This is a genomic window from Bordetella sputigena (genome assembly GCF_965137885.1).
Classification (GTDB): Bacteria; Pseudomonadota; Gammaproteobacteria; order Burkholderiales; family Burkholderiaceae_B; genus Bordetella_C; species Bordetella_C sputigena.
Genome location: NZ_CBCSCA010000007.1, coordinates 129,418 through 145,038, shown reverse-complemented (window position 1 = coordinate 145,038; position 15,621 = coordinate 129,418). Strand labels below are relative to the sequence as shown.

Genomic DNA, 15,621 nt, shown 5'->3' with positions numbered 1-15,621 from the left:
GGGCCGCGATGCGCTAGACGACCAGGCGCGTCTCGAACTTCGCGCGATGCACCGAGAAAAAAGTCCGCACGTTGCGCACGTTCGCCTGCGCGGTGAACGCCCGGTGCACCAGCGCGTGATATGCCGGCATGTCCCGGACCTGCGCGATCAGCAGAAAATCCGGTCCGGGCGAGACGCGATAGCACTGCAGCACCGCCGGCTCGTCGCGCATGCGCGCTTCGAACTCGTCCATCCGTTCTGCCGCCTGGACATCCAGTGTCACTTCCACCAACGCCGTCAGGCTGCTGCCCAGCCTGGCCGGATCCAGGATGGCGACCTGCTTCTCGATAATGCCGAGTTCCCGCAGGCGCCGGACGCGCCGCAGGCAGGTGGGCGGGGAGGCATGGACCTTTTCGGCGAGTTCCTGGTTGGTCAGGGAGGCGTCGGTCTGGAGCTGGTCCAGGATGCGGCGGTCCAGCTCGTCCAGTTCGGGTAGTGCTTCTGGTGCGTTCATGGTGGAGAAATCCCGGCGCAAGGCGCGGCAAGACGCTGGTGATGGAATTTTATGAAAAATTTATCGTATTTAGTTTATGAAAATTTCTCCATGAGAGTATGCAGTCCAAAAATTTCATCTTTGAGTAAAATAAGAAATCCGATTTCTTGGGCGCCGCCGCACAATCCTCGCACTGCATCAAACAACCCTGGAGCCTCCCATGTGCGGAATCGTCGGCGCGGTCGCCCAACGCGACATCACCCCCATCCTGGTCGAGGGCCTGCGGCGCCTGGAGTACCGGGGCTATGACTCCTGCGGCGTGGCGGTCTACGCCGACGGCCAGCTGCGCCGCACCCGCAGCACCGAGCGCGTAGCCGAGCTCAGCGAGCAAATCCGCCGCGATCATCTGTCCGGCTTCACGGGAATTTCCCATACCCGCTGGGCCACGCACGGCGCCCCGGCCACGCACAACGCCCATCCGCACTTTTCCAGCTTCGGCAAGGACGCGGCGCGCATCGCGCTGGTCCACAACGGCATCATCGAAAACCACGATGAGCTGCGCGCCGAACTGCAGGCCGCGGGCTACGTGTTCGAAAGCCAGACCGACACCGAAGTCATCGCCCATCTGGTCAACCACTTGTACGCCGGCGATCTGTTCGAGGCCGTGCAGCAGGCCGTGCGCCGCCTGCATGGCGCCTACGCCATCGCCGTCTTCTGCCGCGACGAGCCGCATCGCGTGGTGGGCGCGCGCCAGGGCTCGCCGCTGGTGGTCGGCATCGGCGATAACGAAAACTTCCTGGCTTCCGACGCGCTGGCGCTGGCCGGCACCACCGACCGCATCATCTATCTGGAAGACGGCGACGTGGTGGACCTGCAGCTGACGCGCGTCTGGATCGTCGACGAGCAGGGCCGGCCGGTCGAACGCAAGGTCAACACCGTGCAGGTGCATACCGGCGCCGCCGAGCTCGGCCCTTACCGGCATTTCATGCAGAAGGAAATCTTCGAGCAGCCGCGCGCGGTTGGCGATACCCTGCAGGACATCGAGACCATCACGCCCGAACTGTTCGGCGACGGCGCCTACCGCGTGTTCAAGGACACGGATTCGGTATTGATCCTGGCCTGCGGCACCAGCTACTACGCGGGCCTGACCGCGAAGTACTGGATCGAGTCGCTGGCCAAGCTGCCCGTCGCGGTGGAGATCGCCAGCGAATACCGTTATCGCGACAGCGTGCCCAACCCGCGCACGCTGGTGGTCACCATCTCGCAATCGGGCGAAACCGCCGACACGCTGGCCGCGCTGAAGCACGCGCGCGGCCTGGGCATGGAAAACACGCTGACCATCTGCAACGTCGCCACCAGCGCAATGGTGCGGGAATGCAAGCTGAATTTCATCACGCGCGCCGGCGTCGAGATCGGCGTGGCGTCGACCAAGGCATTCACCACGCAGCTGACGGCCTTGTTCATGCTGACGCTGGGCCTGGCGCAGACGCACGGCCGTTTGACGGATGAAGAGGAAGCCGAGCACATCCGCGCGCTGCGCCATCTGCCGGTGGCGATCGGGTCGGTGCTGGCGCTGGAGCCGCAAATCATGGGCTGGGCGGCCCGCTTCGCCACCAAGGAAAACGCGCTGTTCCTGGGCCGCGGCCTGCATTATCCGATCGCCCTGGAAGGCGCCTTGAAGCTGAAGGAAATCAGCTACATCCACGCCGAGGCCTATCCCGCCGGCGAACTGAAGCACGGCCCGCTGGCGCTGGTCACCGAACAGATGCCGGTCGTCACCATCGCGCCGAACGACGCCCTGCTGGAGAAGCTGAAATCCAATATGCAGGAAGTGCGCGCGCGCGGCGGCGAGCTGTATGTGTTCGCCGACGCGGACAGCCGCATCGGCAGCGGCAACGGCACCCACGTGATACGCATGCCGGAACACTACGGCAAGCTGTCGCCCATTCTGCACACCATTCCGCTGCAGCTGCTGGCGTATCACACGGCGTGCGCGCGGGGCACGGACGTGGACAAGCCGCGGAATCTGGCGAAGAGCGTGACGGTGGAGTGAGGGCGGAGTCGGCTGGGGTAGCGTGAAAGAGCGCCGCGCGGGCAAGCCTGCTGCAAGAGACGATGAACGCCGACATGGCGGCCATCGAAGAAAAGGTAAATGCGCTGCGCGAGACGTCGTCGGTCTGCCCGCCGACGAACGGCGAAGCATGCGACAAGAACACGCGCAGCCGATCGCTCAGACGCTGCACCGATGGCTTATCGCGCAGCGTCAGCGTGTTCCAGACGGGTCACCGACTCACGGCCTGGTGGCGGCGACGGCTACTTCGTCTCCTGGACTTTGCGCTTGCGCCAAAGATATAGCCCGCTAAGCAGGATAACGATCATGATCAGGTCCAACGCAGCCCAGATGATCTTGAGCGGCAGGCCGGCGGGATCACCATAGTGCAGCGGTCGCGAGAACTGCAGCACACGCAGGTACCAGGGCATTTCCAGGACCGCCGTCAATCGGCCCGTACGCGCGTCCACCAGGACTCCGTCAAAAAGGTGGGCGCCCAGCGGCGTTGCACCCTTGGCCCACAGCAGGTAGTGATGGGAGAGGCCCAGGCCGGCATCGGGGAAACGCAGCGACTCCACTACACGGCCGGGAACAGCGGCCTTCGCGGTGGCGTAGGCCTGTTGCACCGAGGCCAGTCGCGAGGAGCCAGTAGCCGGATCTCCGCCCGCCATGGCCACGGCAGCCCGGACGTCGTGGGACAGCCAGTAACGGAACAAGGGAACCGCCAGTTCGTGGATGGCGCCGGTAACGCCCATCATGAGCGTCCAGACCAGCGTGACAATTCCCAGCAGGTTGTGCAGGTCCAGCCATTTCAGGCGCGGAGCCCGTGTGGCACGGACGGTGCCAAACGGGATTTTCTTCATGTACGGATGATAGAGGACGGCGCCCGATATCACTGCCACCGCCAGGAGCAGCGCCATGAACCCAAGATATAGCTGGCCAGGAAGGCGGGCATAGAGGTCGATGTGCAGGCGAATCATGACGTTCATGATGCGGGTCCCTGGACCTTCGCCGGCGCTGTCCATCGCCTGCAACAGCATACCTGTGCGCGCATCGTACTGCAGCCGGATCGAGGACGCCCCGGACGGGGCGTCGTGCCCGGGCGCCAGCGTCATGATGACGCTGGCAGCGTCCTGGGCGACTTCGAGTTCTACGATCCGGTGCGTGGGATAGCGTTGGAGAGCCTGGTCCACCAGACGGTCGAGTACAGGAGGGGACGTGCCCGGCGTGACGCTCGGCCAGGACGGGGCAGCGTCCAGCCAGTCGACGATTTCGTCGCGGAAGATCAAGGGCAGGCCCGAGACGCAGGCCACCAGCATGAAAAGGGTACAGGCCAGGCTGGTCCACTTGTGGACCAGATACCAGGCCTTGCCGCGCACCGTCCGCGCGGGCAGTGGACTTCCGGCGGGCCGCCGCACTAGAACTCCGCGGTGACGGACAGCAGTACCGTGCGGGGGGCGGCCACCGTCAGGCCTTCGCGCGCGGCCGACTGCCAATAGTGCTTGTTGAATACGTTCTCCACCGTTGCCCGCAAGGTCACCGGTGTACGGTTGATGTTCATCGCATAGCGCGCGCCCACGTCGAAGCGGGTCCAACTGGGGATTTGCTGCGTGTTCGCCGCATCGACGTATTGCGAGCTGGTGCGCAGCACGCGTGCCGTCAGAGTCAAGCCCTGCACAAAAGGCGTATCCCACTCAGCGGAGGCGTTGAATTGCCAGCGCGGCACGGCTGGCGCGACGTGGCCGTCGTTCACGCCGCCCTCGGTCTTGGTCAAGACACCGGCGGTGTAGGCCACGCCGCCCAAGAGCCGCACACGGCGCACGGGCTCGCCCTGCACCAGAAACTCCACGCCGCGGTTGCGCTGCTCGCCGGCGGCCTGGTAGCGCAGCGTCACCGGGTCCAGGTAGGCGCTGGGCTGCTCGATCTGGAACGCGCTCAAGGTAGTCGCCACCGTGCCGAAGTCGTACTTGACGCCGACTTCATACTGCTTCGATACGTTGGGCTTGAAGGTCTCGCCGGCGTTCACGGCTTCCGCCGGCGCGGTGCCGCCCTGGCTCAGGCCTTCGATGTAGTTGCTGTACAGCGCCAGTTGCGGGGTAGGCTTCACCGTCAGCGCGATCGCCGGCGTGACGGCGGATTTTCCGTAATCCGATAAGCGCTCGCCGGTGGCGGGGTTATAGTTCACCGATTGCACACGTTGCTGGCGCAGGCCCCCGGTCAATTGCACCGCGCCGTCCATTGCCGAGAGCGTGTCGGCCAGTGCGACGCTGTACAGCCGTGTCTCGCTGGTCTTGCCAAGGTCGTGGGGCATGGCGATGGACGGTTTGGCCAGATCGACGGGATCGTACAGGTCGGAGAACACGGTGGACGAACGCACGCGCGCCGACGAATAGTCGATGTCGAGGAAGCTGGCCGACAGCACCGGCTGGTGCGCAATCGGGCCGGTATCGAAACGCCCACGGATGCCGACCTCGCCGGTCTTGCTCCAGAGTTTTTCGTTCAGGCGGGCGGGCACGGAGCCTATCGTGCCCGCCGGGTCGAGCATCAGCCAGCTCGTCTGCAGGCTTTCGAAATCGTGCTTGCGCGCACCCAACGCCCCGTACACGGTCCAGTCGTCGGAGAGGTCGTATTCGGCGCGCACGTCGCCGGTCCACTCCTTCGCCTTCCAATAGGTCCAGTCGGGGAAGAAGTTTCGCTTCGGGTCCGGCGCGTGGCCGATGTCTTCGCCCGAAGGGGGAGGAAATAGCAGACCGCTGCGCGCATCGGTCACTCGGTTCTGGTAATTGATGTCCCCCTCGATGCGGAAGCGGTTGCCGCGATAGTCCAGGCCGAGCGACAACGCCCCCATGTCCTCGCCGGCACCGGATATGTTCATGTCGCCGTCGCTGCGCAGCACATTCAGGCGCATGCCGGTGCGCTGGTCTTCGCCGAAACGGCGCGCGATATCGGCCTGCACGCCGAACTGGCTGTTCTCGATATAGGACAGCGTGACACGGTTCAGGGGTTCGGCGCCGGCGCGCTTGGGCACCAGGTTGATCGAGCCGCCAACCGAGCCGAACGGCGCCATGCCGTTGAGCAAAGCGTTGGGACCACGCAAAACCTCGACCCTCTCGATGCCGATCAGCGAGGTGGCATTGCGGGGAGAGATGCCATAGAGGCCGTTGTAGGCGACGTCGTAATTGAACAGCGTGAAGCCGCGGATATTGAACTCGTCGCGGCCTGCGCCGCGCGAATAGGTATTGCGCACCGAAGGGTCGTTGAGCAGAACGTCGCCAATGTTCTGCGCCTGCTGGTCCTCGATCAGCTTGGAGGTGTACGAGGTCACGCTGAAGGGGGTGTCGAGGAAATCCCGATCGCCCAGCAGGCCGATTCTGGCGCCGCGCGCCACCTCGCCGCCCGGGTAAGGTTCGTCGGCCGACGCGGCGGCCGAGGCGGTCACCGATACGGTGGGCAAGATCGCGTCGGCGTGCGCGGGCCGCAAGGCGTAGCCGCCGTCGGTCTGGCGAACAGCTTCCAGGGCGGTGTTGTCGAGCAGTATCCGGAATGCGTCCTCGACGGTATATGCGCCGCGTACTCCGGGGCTGTTTTTACCGGCCGTCAGAGCCGCGGGCACACTGAGAAGAATATCGGCCTGCTGGGCGAAACGGCTCAAGGCGCCCGCCAGGGGGCCCGCTGGAACGTCGTAGGCGTGGATGGGGGCCGCTGCGGCGGCACGTCCGCTGGCCTGCGCATAGACCGTGGCGACGCCCGCGTCCGTCATCAGGATCGCGCCGAGCACGGTCTTGCGCGCCATGCGGCCGACGGCGGCAGTGCGCGGCAATAGGCGGGAGGACAGTCCCAGGTGGACAGGTGGCAACAGGCGGCGCATCGAACGGCTTTCCTTGGAGTGGAGGTGGTCAAGGAGAGGTCCACCGCTTCCGGGCATGGGGGGCGGCCGGCCGTCACGGACGGTATGGCCATATGGGCGCGGCACGGCTGCGTGGGGTCCTCTTTCCCTGTTAATCGAACGAGCAGAGAAAAAGCGAACCGTGGCGTGAAATTTTCGCGAGCGTGCTTACCTGGGCTCGAGCGTCACCCACCACGGCAGCGTGCGCTGGACGCGTATCGGCAGCTCCCGCTCGAGCATGGCCAGCGTGCGATCCATGTCGTGGGCCGGATAGCGGCCGACGACGCGCAGGCCGGCGACGCGGGGATCGACGCCTGTATACCCGGGGTGATAGCGGCCCAGTTCCGCGATGAGATCGGCGAGGGGCAGATCCTCCGCCAGGATCACGCCGCGAGACCAGGCATCGCGCGCGGGGTCGGCGGGGGCGGCCATGGAGATGCCGTCGGCGGTGTAACGCCTTTGTTCGCCGGCACGGACGAGCGCAACGCGGCCGGCAAGGTTCTCGATGCGCACCTGCCCGTCATAGACCGCCAACAGGACATCGTCATCCGCCTGTCTTACCGTGAAACGGGTGCCCAATGCTTGCAGCCGACCGTAGCGGGTGTCGACGAAAAAAGGACGTTGCCGGGCATCCTTGCCCGTTTCGACGAGGATTTCGCCACGGACCAGCGCTATCAGGCGGCGATCCTCCTTGAAATGGACGTCGATGGCGCTGCGGGTATTGAGCCGGACGCGGGTATCGTCGGCGAGGATGATCTCGCGTTGTTCGCCGACTCCGGTGGCATAGTCGGAATGCCACGCCGCCACGACGGCGGGCAAGGGCGTGAGCCGCCAGGCCAGCCAGCCCAGGAGCCCCACGCCGCCCAGCGCCAGGACGCGGCCGACGGCCTGGCGGCGCGACGGCGCGCGGCGGGAAGCCACTCGTACCGCTTGCTCCGCGGCTTCGCGCTCGCCATCGTTACGCAGCAGCGCAAAGCGCCGACTTACAGCTTCGACGTGCGCCCAGGCGCGGCGATGTTCCGGCCGCGCGTCCAGCCAGCGTTGCCATGCGGCGTGCTGCCCGGGGCCATGCTCGGCATCCTGCAATACCGCATACCACTCGGCAGCCACTTTCAGGCTTTCATAATCCGCTTGCACGGAGCGGTCTTCGGCAAAGACCGGCGGAAGTGAGGCCGGCATGGCTAGGACCTGTGCGTACTGGAAGAAGTCAGCCCGGCATCGATCAGCGCGAGGTGCAGCATGGCTCGAGCCAAGTACTTCTGCACCATGCGCAGGGACACGCCCATATGGTCGGCGATCTCTCGCGTCGAAAGCCCATGTATCTGAGCCTGGATGAAGGCCGTGCGTACCGTTTCCGGAAGGCGCCCGAGCCACTCGCCGACCTCCATCAGGGTTTCGATGACCAGCGAATGGTGTTCTGGGGAAGGCACGCAGGCGACGGGCTGGGCCGCAAGGCATTCCAGCCAGGCCTGCTCTACTTCTCGCCGCCGCCAGAGATCCGTGCATAGTCCCTGCGCCATGGCGCGCAGATAGGCCCGCGCAGCGCCGCCGGTGGCAAAACCGTCGGGCGCCGGCTTAAGGATCAGCCGCAGGAAGGCGTCGTGCGCCAGATCGGCTGCGTCTGCGGCATTACCCAGGCGGCGCCGCAGCCATCCCAGCAGCCAGCCGTGATGATCTCGGTATAGAGCGCTCAAGTCTTGGTGCGCAGGGGGCATGACGACGGACATCGGGCTGAAACCCTGGCGCAGCGCAAGCCGAGCCAAATAGAAATAGGAATGGTTATTGTTTATAACTGAAATCTCCTGTTTCTAGCAATGCCTCGTCCGAGGCGGATCGTCCTGCGATCGTTACGCAAAGCTTATGGCGCGGGCGGCTGAGGTACGCGCCGCCCGCGTAGCGCGGCCGGCGAAGGATCTACTCGCAAAGCAAGTTAGAGATCGACGCTGGCGCCGGGCCGATGGGCGCTGGGCGCGCGGCCGGTCGGGCACGCAATCGCATTGGCGCGATGCCTGTCCTGTCAGCACGCCGCCAGCACGGCTCGCACCGCGTCCGGCGTGAAGGGCGCTTCGTAGAAGCGCTTGCCGGTCGCGTCGAACAAGGCATTGGCGATGGCGGCGGGGCCGGGCACCGACGCGGATTCCCCGGCGCCCAGCGGCGGTTCGTCCTGCCGGGGCATCAGCAGCACATCGATGTCCGGCAAGTCCTTGAAACCGATGATCGGGTAGCCGCCCCATTCCCGGCTGGCCACGCCCGCCGCATCAAAATCCACTTTCTCCAGCAGGCAGCGGCTGAGCGTCTGATTGACGTTGCCATGAATCTGATGGCGCACGCCGTCGGGGTTGACGATCATGCCCGCGTCGTGGCCCACCACGACGCGCGTCACGCGGATGCGTCCGGTGGCTGCCTCTACGTGCAAGTCGATGACCCAGGCCGCCCACGCCGCGCCAAACCCCGGAAACTTGCTGTGCACATAGCGCGCGTACGCCACACCGCGTCCGTGCAGCATGCCGTCGGCATCGGGCCGGCCCCGCGACCCGGTGGCGCCCGCCTGCCATCCCGCCCGCCTGGCGGTGGCGCCGATGAGGGCGCTGGCGCGCGGATCGTCCAGATGCCGCAAGCGGAATTGGACCGGGTCGGCGCCCGCCGTGTGGGCCAGTTCGTCGATCATGCAATCGTGCGCAAAGGAATTGGGCAAGGCCGACACGCCGCGCAGCCACGACGAGCGCACCAGCGGCGGCATGTCGTGGCAGACGACGCGGCGCTTGGCGTAACGGTACGGCGGGTCGGCGGTGCGGTCGCCCATCTCCAAGGTGCGAGGCTCGCCCGATACAGCGCCGGTCAGGAGCAGCGCCAGCAAGGGCGCGTCGTTGGAAGGGTAGCGCACGGCGAAGTCATAGGCCAGCAGGTCGCCGTGCGCATCCACCGCCGCGCTGACGTCCATCAACTGGCCTGTGCCCTTGGGTTCCCATTGGTGTTCCTGTTCACGCGTGAGCTGCACGCGTACCGGCGCGCCCACGGCCATGGCGAGCAGCGCCGCGTCGGCGCTGACATCGTCGGCGCAGTTGCGGCCGTAGCAGCCAGCGGCCTCCATGCGGATCAGGTCGATCCGGCCTTCACCCAGCTTCAGCAGGCGGTCCAGGTCGGCGCGCAGCATGTGCGGGTTCTGTGTGCCTGTCCATACCGTCAGCCTGCCATCGCAAAAATCCGCCACGGCACAGGACGGGCCGATGGACGCGTGCATCTGATAGGGCCACACATAGCTGCGGCGCAGTTGCGTGGCGGCGGGGGCCGGCGCCAGCGCGGCATCGACATCGCCATCGTCGATCAGCATCCGCGGGCGGGCGGGGTTGGCGCGAATGGCCGTGGCCAGATCATCCAGGCGAGGCGCGGGCGGCACCGGGCGCCAGCGCACCTTCAGCGCGCGCATGGCGGCAATGGCCTGCTCTTCGCGGTCGGCCACGACGCCGATGAAGTCGCCTTGCGTTACCACCTGAACATTGCCGGGCAAGTGCGCCACGGATCCGGCGTCCACGTCGATGAGGCAACGGCCGATGAAGTCACCCGCGTCGCGCCCCGGGTGGGGCGGCCGGATCACGCGGCCGTGGCGCATGCCAGGCACGCGCACGTCGTGCACGAAGCTGAGTTCACCTGTGGCCTTGGCGGGGATGTCCACGCGTGCCACGCCCTGGCCGACGATGCGGTATTCGCTTGCGGGTTTCAGGCGCACCGGCTGATCCTGAGCGGCCAAGGTCAGCCGGACGTGTTGGCCGGCGATAAGGTCGCCGTAGTGCAGTTGGCGTGCGGGAGTGTTGCCGGTCGCGTGGGTGGCGGCATTGGCGTCCGCGGCGACGGACACCACGCCGTCGCGCACGCACAGCGCGTCTCTGCCCACGTTCCATCGCCGCGCCGCGCGCTCCAGCAGGTATTCTCGCGCCTGCGCCGCCGCGCGGCGCAGCGGCACGGCTGAAATCTGGATGCTGGCGCTGGCGATGGTGGGCCCCTGGTTCGGGGCGGCGTTGGTGTGGCCCAGCACCATGTCCAAGCGCGCCAGCGTTATGTCGAGTTCTTCGGCAACGATCTGCGCCAGCGCCGTGCGGATGCCGGTGCCCAGGTCCACGTGGCCGTTGAAGGCCAGCACGCGCCAACCAGGCGCCGGCGCGCCATGGCTGTCCACCTCGTTGTCAGCGGTGCCCACCACGGCAATGAAGATCTCGGGCGTAGGCTGCACATAGTCCGATGCCGACCCGGGTTGGCCCGGTGCGGGGCGTGGCGGCGCGGACGGCTCGCGCACGACCAGCAAGGCGTCGGGATGCGCAAGCAGCGCGGCGGAAAGATGCTGGGGCGAGGGCAGAGTCATGGCGGGCGGGCTTGGGCCGATGGACGATTATGCCGACGTCAGCGCGTATCGGCCATCGCCTGCGCCAGGGGCATCACGGCGGCGTACTTCTGCGCCATGTCGAACAGGTTGGCGTCATGCGGCCCCAAGGCGCGGTCGCCGCAGCAGTCGGCCACGACCAGCGGCCGCATGCCCGCCTGCATGGCATCCACCACGCTGGCGCGGACGCAGCCGCTGGTGACGCAGCCGGCCACCAGCAACGTCTGTACGCCGCGCTGCGCCAGCCACGGCGCCAGCATGGTGCCGAAGAACGCGGACGGCGTGCTCTTGCGTACCACGTATTCACCCGGCGCCGGGGCCAGTTCCGGCACGATCGCGCTGTTGTGGCTGTGCTCTTTCAGCGCCAGCATCGCAGGCACCTTGATGCAGAAGATATTGCTGTCGGCGTCGTCGTCCGAAAACACGATGCGGCTGTGCGCCACGGGCCAGCCGCGTTCGCGGGCGTGGGCCAGCAGGTGGCGCGTCTGCGCGATGGCGGACGCGATGTTACCCCCGCCCAATACGTCCGGGTCCGCAAAGCCGTTGACGAAGTCCACGATCAACAGGCCATAGGGCGGTTTCAGCGGCAAGGGCGTGCCAAAGCCCTGGCGTGAATAGGCGGAGATGTCGCCGACGACGGGGGCCGCTGCATGAGGGGAAGAGGTCATGGCGTGTCCTTGCGGCGGGCGGCGCGTGCCAGCCCGGGTTCGTCTTGCACTACGCCGTTGACGACGACGAGCGTGTCGTCCAGCGCCACGCTGCAATGGCGCATGGGAATATCAATGTGGCAGGCGGTGCTGCGGCTGCCGCCCGCTTCGTTGTTCGGGCCCATGGACCACAGGAAGTTGCCTTCGAAGGCGCGGGCGTCCATGCCGATATGGGCTTCCTTGTTGTAGTGCGCCAGCATGGACCATTGCGCCCGCGGTTGCAGTCCCCAGCCGATGTGCGACACGGCATAGGCTTCCGGGTCCTCGTACGCGGCCATGTATTCCTTCAGGATGTCGGCCTGCAAACCGCCTTCGATGCGCGTGACGTAGCCGTTTTCGATGACGAGCTCGATGGGGTCGGTGACGTAGTCTTTCATGGGCAGCAGGATGTCGCCGCGGTCCAGCACCACGCGGCCATTGCTGTGGCCTTCGTTGGGCCAGGTCAGCACAAAGCCGCTGGGCCAGTGGTCCCAACGGCCGGGCTCGTCCACGAAGCCATATTCGGAGATGGCGGGAAATTCGCCCAGCGCGCAGCGCAGGTCGGTGCCCGCGTCAGACGTGATATGCATCTGCCGCGCCGCTTCGATCCGGCGCGCGGCCGCCCGCACGCGTTCGCGGTCGGCCGCGGTGGGCACCAGCCGGCACAGCACTTCGGGCGGCTCGATGGCCAGCAGGATCTTGGTGCCGGTTTTCAGGATGTCGTGCTGTTCATTCGAGAACAGCAGCGTCATCAGGTCCAGCACCAGATCGCTGGCGTTCAGTGCGGCGATCGCGGCCGGGTTGCCGGTCAGCGGCGTCGCGCCCAGATACGCCAGCGCGTCGCGGCTGATGGACTTGTCGGCATTGACGGGCGGCAGGTCCAGCCGGTTGACGCGCGCGCCCATGTCGCTGGCGGCGGTGATGGCGCAGCGCAGGGTTTGCGGATGCGTGTCGGCGCCGGTAAGTACGGTGACGATCTGGCCCGCTTCCAGCCGGGACAGCGTCAGCACCTGTTTCCAGGCGTGGATCAAATCGATGTCACTGACGGACATATGGATCTCCTTGGAAGTCCGGAGGGACGCGTCAGCGAAGCGCGCGGCCCAGGAAGTCGCCGAAGGCGGCGTAAAAGCCCGCCTCGTTGTCCCAGGGGATCATGTGGCCGGCAGCGGGCACGCGCACGTGCTGCGTCTGCGGCGCCAGGCCCTGCCATTCGGCAACGTCGTCGTCGCCCACGACCCCCCCTTTTTCCGCCGTCATCAGCAGCATCGGCACGTGGATGCGGCGCAGATCTGCATGGATGTCGTCGCGGCCGAAGTCTTCGAAGCTCCGCACAATGGCCGGTTCATGGCACGTGTGCAGCCACTCTGCGCGCAGCTGGCGCTGCGCGTCGGTCCAGGTGGGGCAGAACGCGCGCATGTCCTCGGCCGACATGCCTTGCGCGGCCTGGCGGATGGAGTCGACGTACCACGCCAGATTCGCCGGGTAGGCGCGCCGGCCGGGGCCGGAGACGGGCGGATCGACGATCGCCAGGCGCTCAAGACCAGCCGGTGCGCTGCGCGCGGCGCGCACGGCAATGCGTCCGCCCATGGAATGGCCGAGCAGCGCATACCGCGTCAACCCCAAGGCTTGGGCGAAGGCGATGACATCGGCCGCCTGCGCGTCCAGGCTGTAGTCGAGACCCGGGCCGGATGACGACAGGCCGCGCCCGCGCACGTCGAGCACATAGGTGTCGAAGTGGCGACCGAGCTGTTCGCCGACAAAGCCCCAGGTCACGGCCGGGCTGGTGATACCGGGAATGACGATGACGGCGGGACGCTGCGCGCGTCCGTCCGACGTGCCGCCGTAGCGCAGATAGTGCTGGCGGATGCCATTGGCGTGGACGTTGCCGCCGTAGAGGTAGGTGGAGCCGGGGTGGGTAGCGTCGGCGTGCGTCATTCTGCGGCCCTCGAATAGGGATATGCACCCGACAGCAGCGCGCCGGCGCCCGGTACGACCGGGTCCAGGCCCAGCTCTTTCAGGATGGCGTAGGTGGTGGCGATGGACGCCGTCAGCACAGGCTTGCCGGTTTCAGCTTCGACTTGCGCCACGGCCGGCAGCGACGGCATTTGCACGCAGGCCGACAGCACGATGACGTCGGCATCGGCCACGTTCATGCCGGCGACGATCGCGGGCAGCCTGGCGGGGTCGTGGCGGCCCACTTCCAGGTTGTCCGGAATTTCCAGCGCGCGCCAATCCACGATCTCGAACCCTTCGGCGGCGATGTAATCCATGACGAGTTCGGTCAGCGGCACCATGTAGGGCGCCACCAGCGCGATCTTCCTGGCGCCCATCACGTGCAGCGCTTCCACCAGCGCCCCGGCGCTGGTGATGACGGGGGTCGAGGCGCCGTTTTCAGCGGTGCGTTCGGTCAGTCGCTGTTGCGATACGCGGTGATAGCCACGCCCCATGGCCATGATGGCAACCAGGCAGGCGTAGCCCAGCACGTCGACCCGCGCGTCGCTCAGTTCCAGCGCGCAGCGGTCACTTTCGGCGTCCATGGCGGCCAGTTCTTCTTTCTGTACCTTCTTCATGCGCATGCGGCTGGAATGGAAGGTGAAGCGGTCGGTCGGGCGCAACGACGAATGTGCCCGCAGCATGGCGGGCACTTCGGTTTCCATCGTGGTGTTGGAGCTGGGAACGATCTGGCCGATCCGGAATGTTTTCGTCATGTGGAAAGCCTTGCAAGAAGTCGGGCCTAGGGTTTTCGATAAATTCTAAAAAAGCGTATACGCTCTATTCTTGCAAAGAGCGAGACCGATGGCCAGCCCGATTTCCGTAGTGGTTTTCACCTAATTTTCGGAAAAATAGGCGACATTTTGGTGATCTATTCAGGAGTGTGCGCCTGGTCATTCGGTCTGTGTTCCCGAAAATAAAGTGTGTACACCATAATTATTCGCTAGCAGAATCTCAGGTCCATCACCATCCAGCAAGGAGAAGTTCCGTGTCTACATCCCCTCGTATCGCCGTCGTTGGCGCGGGCCTTGGCGGCGCCGCCACCGCCGCGCTGCTGCTCAAGGAAGGACTGAATGTCCGCGTCTATGAGCAGGCGCCCGGTTTTTCGCGGCTGGGGGCGGGCATCCACGTCGGGCCCAACGTCATGAAGATCCTGCGCCGTATCGGCATTGAAGACGCGCTCAATGCGCAGGGTTCGCACCCGGATTACTGGTACAGCCGCCACTGGGAAACCGGCGACATCCTGGCGCAGATTCCACTGGGCGATCACGCGGTCAAGCAATATGGCGCGTCGTATCTGACCGTGCACCGGGGCGACTTCCACGCCTTGCTGATCGACGCGCTGCCCAAGAGCGCCGTGGTCTACGACAAGAGCTTGACGCGTGTGGAAGACCGGGGCGATGTCGTCGTTATGCACTTTGCCGACGGCACGTCGGCGGAGGCCGACATCGTGATCGGCGCCGATGGCGTGAACTCCCGCATCCGCGAAGAATTATTGGGGCCAGAGCTGCCCAAATACGCCGGCTACCTGGCGCATCGCGCCGTATTCCCCACGCCGCGGGTCAAGGCGGGCATGCTGCCCTTTGATGCCTGCGTGAAGTGGTGGAGCGACGACCGCCACATGATGACGTACTTCGTCACCAGCAAGGCCGACGAACTCTACTACGTGACGGGCGTGCCGGTTGAACACTGGGACTTGAACGACCGTTGGCTGCCCAGCAGCAAGGCTGAAATGCGCGAGGCATTCAGAGGCTGGCATCCCACCGTGCAGGCGCTGATCGACGCCACGGTCGAAGTCACCAAATGGTCGCTGCTGGAGCGCGACCCGCTGCCGCTGTGGAGCCGCGGCCGCCTAGTGCTGCTGGGCGATGCCTGCCACCCCATGAAGCCGCACATGGCGCAGGGCGCGGCCATGGCCATCGAGGACGGCGCCATGCTGGCGCGCTGCTTCAAGGAAGTCGGCGTGCACAATCACGAGCTCGCGTTCGCGCTGTACGAGGCCAACCGGGCCGAACGCGCCAGCAAAGTGCAACGAATTTCGCACGACAACACCTGGCTGCGCACCAATGAAGATCCGTCGTGGTGCTTCGGGTATGACGTGTTCAGCGAACCGCTGGTAGACGCAAAACCCCGGGCCGTCGCTTGATGGGTGTCCGCTGA

13 protein-coding genes are annotated in these 15,621 nt (G+C 66.0%); 3 read left to right on the top strand and 10 right to left on the bottom strand.

Annotated features, from left to right (window positions below; all coding sequences use genetic code 11):
• Positions 1-13: 13 nt before the first annotated feature.
• Complete coding sequence (locus ACNA0R_RS15350; RefSeq protein WP_415826891.1) at positions 14-493, bottom strand: Lrp/AsnC family transcriptional regulator; 480 nt, start codon at positions 491-493, stop codon at positions 14-16.
• 199 nt (positions 494-692) lie between these two features.
• On the opposite strand from ACNA0R_RS15350, the gene glmS reads away from it, so the two are divergent.
• Complete coding sequence (gene glmS / locus ACNA0R_RS15345) at positions 693-2,525, top strand: glutamine--fructose-6-phosphate transaminase (isomerizing) (protein ID WP_415826890.1); 1,833 nt, start codon at positions 693-695, stop codon at positions 2,523-2,525.
• A gap of 148 nt (positions 2,526-2,673) precedes the next feature.
• Entirely contained in the window at positions 2,674-2,835 is a 162-nt protein-coding gene (locus ACNA0R_RS15340; RefSeq protein ID WP_415827051.1) for a hypothetical protein, read from the top strand.
• On the opposite strand, the gene ACNA0R_RS15335 is transcribed toward ACNA0R_RS15340, so the two are convergent.
• The 9 genes from ACNA0R_RS15335 to ACNA0R_RS15295 all read right to left on the bottom strand — a co-directional run bounded on the left by ACNA0R_RS15335 (position 2,786) and on the right by ACNA0R_RS15295 (position 14,177).
• Complete coding sequence (locus ACNA0R_RS15335; protein WP_415826889.1) at positions 2,786-3,940, bottom strand: PepSY-associated TM helix domain-containing protein; 1,155 nt, start codon at positions 3,938-3,940, stop codon at positions 2,786-2,788. The genes ACNA0R_RS15340 and ACNA0R_RS15335 overlap by 50 nt on opposite strands.
• Positions 3,940-6,390, bottom strand: coding sequence for a TonB-dependent siderophore receptor (locus ACNA0R_RS15330; protein WP_415826888.1), 2,451 nt, complete (start codon positions 6,388-6,390; stop codon positions 3,940-3,942). Before ACNA0R_RS15330 ends, ACNA0R_RS15335 begins: the two co-directional genes overlap by 1 nt.
• Before the next feature lie 186 nt (positions 6,391-6,576).
• Complete coding sequence (locus ACNA0R_RS15325; protein WP_415826887.1) at positions 6,577-7,587, bottom strand: FecR domain-containing protein; 1,011 nt, start codon at positions 7,585-7,587, stop codon at positions 6,577-6,579.
• A gap of 2 nt (positions 7,588-7,589) precedes the next feature.
• Positions 7,590-8,135, bottom strand: coding sequence for a sigma-70 family RNA polymerase sigma factor (locus ACNA0R_RS15320; RefSeq protein ID WP_415826886.1), 546 nt, complete (start codon positions 8,133-8,135; stop codon positions 7,590-7,592).
• Positions 8,136-8,425: 290 nt separating this feature from the next.
• Positions 8,426-10,765, bottom strand: coding sequence for a xanthine dehydrogenase family protein molybdopterin-binding subunit (locus ACNA0R_RS15315; RefSeq protein WP_415826885.1), 2,340 nt, complete (start codon positions 10,763-10,765; stop codon positions 8,426-8,428).
• A 38-nt stretch (positions 10,766-10,803) separates the two neighbouring features.
• Positions 10,804-11,451, bottom strand: a complete 648-nt coding sequence (locus ACNA0R_RS15310; protein WP_415826884.1) for an isochorismatase family protein — start codon at positions 11,449-11,451, stop codon at positions 10,804-10,806.
• On the bottom strand, positions 11,448-12,521 hold the full coding sequence (locus tag ACNA0R_RS15305; protein ID WP_415826883.1) for a M29 family metallopeptidase: 1,074 nt from the start codon (positions 12,519-12,521) through the stop codon (positions 11,448-11,450). Before ACNA0R_RS15305 ends, ACNA0R_RS15310 begins: the two co-directional genes overlap by 4 nt.
• Before the next feature lie 31 nt (positions 12,522-12,552).
• Positions 12,553-13,404, bottom strand: coding sequence for an alpha/beta fold hydrolase (locus tag ACNA0R_RS15300; RefSeq protein WP_415826882.1), 852 nt, complete (start codon positions 13,402-13,404; stop codon positions 12,553-12,555).
• Positions 13,401-14,177, bottom strand: coding sequence for a maleate cis-trans isomerase family protein (locus ACNA0R_RS15295; protein WP_415826881.1), 777 nt, complete (start codon positions 14,175-14,177; stop codon positions 13,401-13,403). The genes ACNA0R_RS15300 and ACNA0R_RS15295 overlap by 4 nt, the downstream gene beginning before the upstream one ends.
• A gap of 272 nt (positions 14,178-14,449) precedes the next feature.
• On the opposite strand from ACNA0R_RS15295, the gene ACNA0R_RS15290 reads away from it, so the two are divergent.
• Positions 14,450-15,607 carry an FAD-dependent monooxygenase gene (locus ACNA0R_RS15290; protein WP_415826880.1) on the top strand — a complete coding sequence of 386 codons (1,158 nt, stop codon included), beginning with the start codon at positions 14,450-14,452 and terminating at the stop codon, positions 15,605-15,607.
• The last annotated feature ends 14 nt before the right edge of the window (positions 15,608-15,621 follow it).